At 69.7% G+C, this 3702-nt stretch carries 4 protein-coding genes; all 4 read right to left on the bottom strand.

The window, feature by feature from the left end; translation table 11 throughout:
- The coding region (locus G6017_RS03335; protein WP_182615947.1) for an FAD-dependent oxidoreductase at positions 1-921 on the bottom strand (921 nt) is incomplete at its 3' end.
- Positions 918-1823 carry a DUF1295 domain-containing protein gene (locus G6017_RS03340; protein WP_182615949.1) on the bottom strand — a complete coding sequence of 302 codons (906 nt, stop codon included), beginning with the start codon at positions 1821-1823 and terminating at the stop codon, positions 918-920. The genes G6017_RS03340 and G6017_RS03335, both read right to left, overlap by 4 nt.
- A gap of 296 nt (positions 1824-2119) precedes the next feature.
- Entirely contained in the window at positions 2120-2368 is a 249-nt protein-coding gene (locus G6017_RS03345; protein WP_095718250.1) for a DUF6480 family protein, read from the bottom strand.
- A gap of 520 nt (positions 2369-2888) precedes the next feature.
- Positions 2889-3359 carry a hypothetical protein gene (locus tag G6017_RS03350; RefSeq protein WP_182615951.1) on the bottom strand — a complete coding sequence of 157 codons (471 nt, stop codon included), beginning with the start codon at positions 3357-3359 and terminating at the stop codon, positions 2889-2891.
- Between the last annotated feature and the right edge of the window lie 343 nt (positions 3360-3702).

Consider the following 3702-nt stretch of genomic DNA (forward strand, 5'->3'; position numbering starts at 1 on the left):
CGCCACATCACCGACCGCAAAGACGTCACCGTGCCCGACCACTCGCAGGGTTGGCTCCACGAGCACGAACCCTCGGTCGTCGAGCATCTCCGCGGGCAGCCAACCCGTGTTGGGCGAGACGCGGCCGATCGCCCAGATCACTACATCCGCTGTGGTCGGTGCCTGACCCGTCTTCCAGCTCACAGGGGCGCTGGTGAGGTCGTCGTCGTCGATCTTGTTGTTGCTCGCAACGTCACCGCCACCTCCACCAGCACCGCCCCCCGCCGGCAGGTCCGCGCGGTGACCGGGATGCAGGCCGACGCCGAGGCTTTCCAAGCGTGTGCGCACCCGGTCCCAGACGCGATGGTGGTGATGGGGGAGCGCGCGGTCGCCAGGGAAGTAGACGTCCACGGTCTTGGTGGGCCAGCGTTCGGCCACCTGCGCCGCCGAGCTCAGGGCCGCCGCGCCGCCGCCGATGATCGCCACCGTCCGTGATGCCGCGATGCGTTGGTGGGGGAGGGAGATGTCGGCGTCGACGCCGCGGGAGTCCCTGAGGGTGGGGTGGCGCCAGAACCCATTGGTCACCCCGGTGGCGACGACTAGGGCGTCGTACGGCTCCTCGACCACCGAGCTCTCACCGGCTGAACCCTCACCCGCAGCGCCGTCCGCAAGGGTCACGCGCACGGTCCGGTTCTCGGTGTAGAGGGCGGTCGCGCTGCCGTGCACGATGCGGACGTGGTCGAGGCCCCGGAACCTGCTGTAGGCGATGCGGTAGTCGCGCGTCCACGCCTCCGGCCGTGCCAGCCGCAAGCCCAGCTCCTGGCCGCTGACGAACTCCGGCTTGGCGGTGATGCCCACCACGTCGCCGTGCCTGCGGAGCGCAATCGCGGTGAGGACCCCGGTATCCCCGAGGCCCACCACGACGATCCGGGGGCGGCTCACGCGGAGGTCGTGGTCCGGCTCTTCTCCTGCGGGCGCTTCTTGGGCGGGCGCGGGATGAACAGCGACACTCGCTCCACCACGCGCGCGTACTCGGGCCGCCGCTCCAGGCTCCGCTGCTCCATCATCGGGATGCTCACGGCGAGGAACATCGCCAGCATGGCAAAAGTGCCCACAAACACCCACCACGCACCGGGCCAGGCTGCAAGGCCGAACAGACCCATGGAGAACCAGATCCCGCATTCGCCGAAGTAATTCGGGTGCCGGGACCACGACCACACGCCGGTGTCCATGACCTGCCCTGGCGTCCGGGTGGCGATGAAGCGGTGCATCTGCAGGTCGGCGATCGTCTCCAGGGCCAGCGCAGCCAGGCCGACGCCAAACGCCACGAAGTCCAGCCACCCGAGCGGTTCACCGGCCCTGGTCGCCACCACGTAGACGGGGATGAGTCCGGCGAAGACCTGCAGGGTCGGGAAGACGTGGATGCCCATGAGGTCGGCCACGAACTCGAACCGCCCGGCCCGCTCGCGGACCATCGGGTAGCGCCAGTCCTCGTGATGCATGCCGGGGAAGGTGCGGACCCAGTTGATGGTCAGGCGCACCGCCCAGGCCAGCAGCACGATCATCATGAGCCACCAGCGGACGTCGTTCACGCCCGCGTCGGCGGCGATCCACCAGTAGAACGCCAGCAGCGGCGGGATGACCGACCAGAAGGCGTCGTAGAAGGTGGAGTTCCCGTAGAAGCGGCTGAACGCGAAGATCACGACGGTCGCGATGAGGTCGGCGATCAGGCCGTCCAGCCACAACTGGCCGCTGTCGAGGCCCCACAGCAGCCACGCCAACCCGGCGCCGATGGCGATGATGTAAGCGATCCCGATCCGCAGCAGTGACGCGCCTTGACTCATGTCAGGCAGAGTAATGACCGTTCTGCGCTCGGGCCTGCCGAACGGTGAGATGCGGTGTGGCGCTGGTGGGGTGTGGCCGTGAGCGCCACCTGCTGGGCGAGGCCGCGTCCGCCCACCCCGGGTGACCGGGGGAGGGCCCGCGCTGGGTGTGCCCACTCGTAGACTGGTCGCATGTGACGGATTCCGGGAAAACCCACCTGGGGAAACGTGATCAGGTGTGACCCCGCGGCGGGTGGTGCCCGGTGGCGGTGACGTGGCGGGCGGCGTTCACCGACGCGCCGACTACGGCCGTGTGGTCAGCCCAGGCCGAACAGCCTTCCTGCAAGTCCCAGCGCCATGAGCAGGACGATCAGCACGATGATCCCCAACAGCACGTAGATCCCGATGCGGGACCCGGACTTGGTCGGGCTCTGCCCGGTGCGTGCGCTGTCCGAGGCCAGGGACGTGGAATCCGAGTCCGGCGTCTGCGGTCCCGTGGGCGAGCCGCCGGCGTCGAGGTCGGGGGACTCGCTGGGATCCGGGTCTGGTGGGAGGGAGTTGGCCATGCCCCACTTTTGCACGAGCGTCGCTCGACCTGCCCGCGGGTATGCCGGCGCGGGTAGGGCCGGCGGGGACTTGAGTAACGGTTGTGCTGCCGCCGGAGGGGCAGGTCGGAGGCGGTCGCGCTGGGGTTCCAGACCGTCCCCGACTTTCGCTCGCCGACCTGGCCCGACGGTCCGGTTCCGCCGCAACTGCATCCGGACTTCTATGTGGATCGCCTACTTCGAGCCGGCCGGGGGCAGGGGGCGCGGCCGGCCGCGAGGTTAGGCCGATGCGCCTCGTGGTGGCGTCCCCGCGCCGGCGCATGAATCTGTCCCATCACACGCTCGTGCGGCGAGTGGTCAGAGCCGTCGGATTTCGTCTCGCTGGACCACCTGAACTTAAGCTGGGAAAACGTGAGCGGGATCGACCCCTCGGCGGGTGCGGCGGATCGGGCGGCTGCGCCCGGCGCCGAACCGCCTCCCGCCGAGCTGCCGCCGGCTGAACCGAGCCCGCCGCGTGCTCGCTCGTCGAGAAGCGAGAACCTCAGTAGCGTCCCGCCGGCACCAGTCGCTCAGGCTGTGCCTCCAGGTAGTCGAGCGCGTTGTCGTCGTAGGTGAGGACCAGGGCCACGGCGTTGGCGATGAGCAGCACCCAGGCCGACCACAGCGTCGGGTCGTACAGCACGGCCAGCAGGGAGACGCTCGCGGCGGTCGTCAGCAGCGCCCGGCTCCAGCGAGCGCCGTCACGGAGCTTCACGGCGGCCACCACCTGCACCACCATGGCGGCGAACAGTCCGGTCGCGAGGATCCAGCCGTACCAGCCGAGCGCCTCGGCCCCGCCAGCCTCGGCGCCGCCAAAGCCCGCCCCGCCGCGACCGGCCTCACCGACACTCAATCCCGCGACCAGCGCCAGAATGTTGCTTCCGGTGACAAGGCTGGCGATGGTGACCGTGGTGAACAGGCCACAGAACACCCAGATCCAGGATGCGATCGAGACGGAGAGCGGTCGGCTCACGTACGGACCTCTCGGGTCGGCGGTCGCACCCTCGTGGAGCGACTCGGACAAGATGCGCCTATCGTCTGACGAGATAGACAGGTGTCGATAGAGTGCGGCACACCTGATTTTTGGTGTGGTGCAGTGGTGCTCGGTTCCCGGGTTCTTCCCGTGGCTCCGTGCGCTCGTCGCGCCCTCACGCGGACGTGGTGCCCCTCAGCGCCCCGACGCGGCCGGACTGGAGGTGGATCTGGTGCCCGCGTGGAGAAAGGCCCGGGCGGTGCTGCGTGCGGACACCGTGGCCCGCGCGGTCGCGCTGTGCGTCGACACCCGGCGCGGTGTGCTGGTGGTGGGGCCGCCGGGC

The sequence above is a fragment of the Dietzia sp. B44 genome (assembly GCF_014145245.1).
GTDB classification, from domain to species: domain Bacteria; phylum Actinomycetota; class Actinomycetes; order Mycobacteriales; family Mycobacteriaceae; genus Dietzia; species Dietzia natronolimnaea.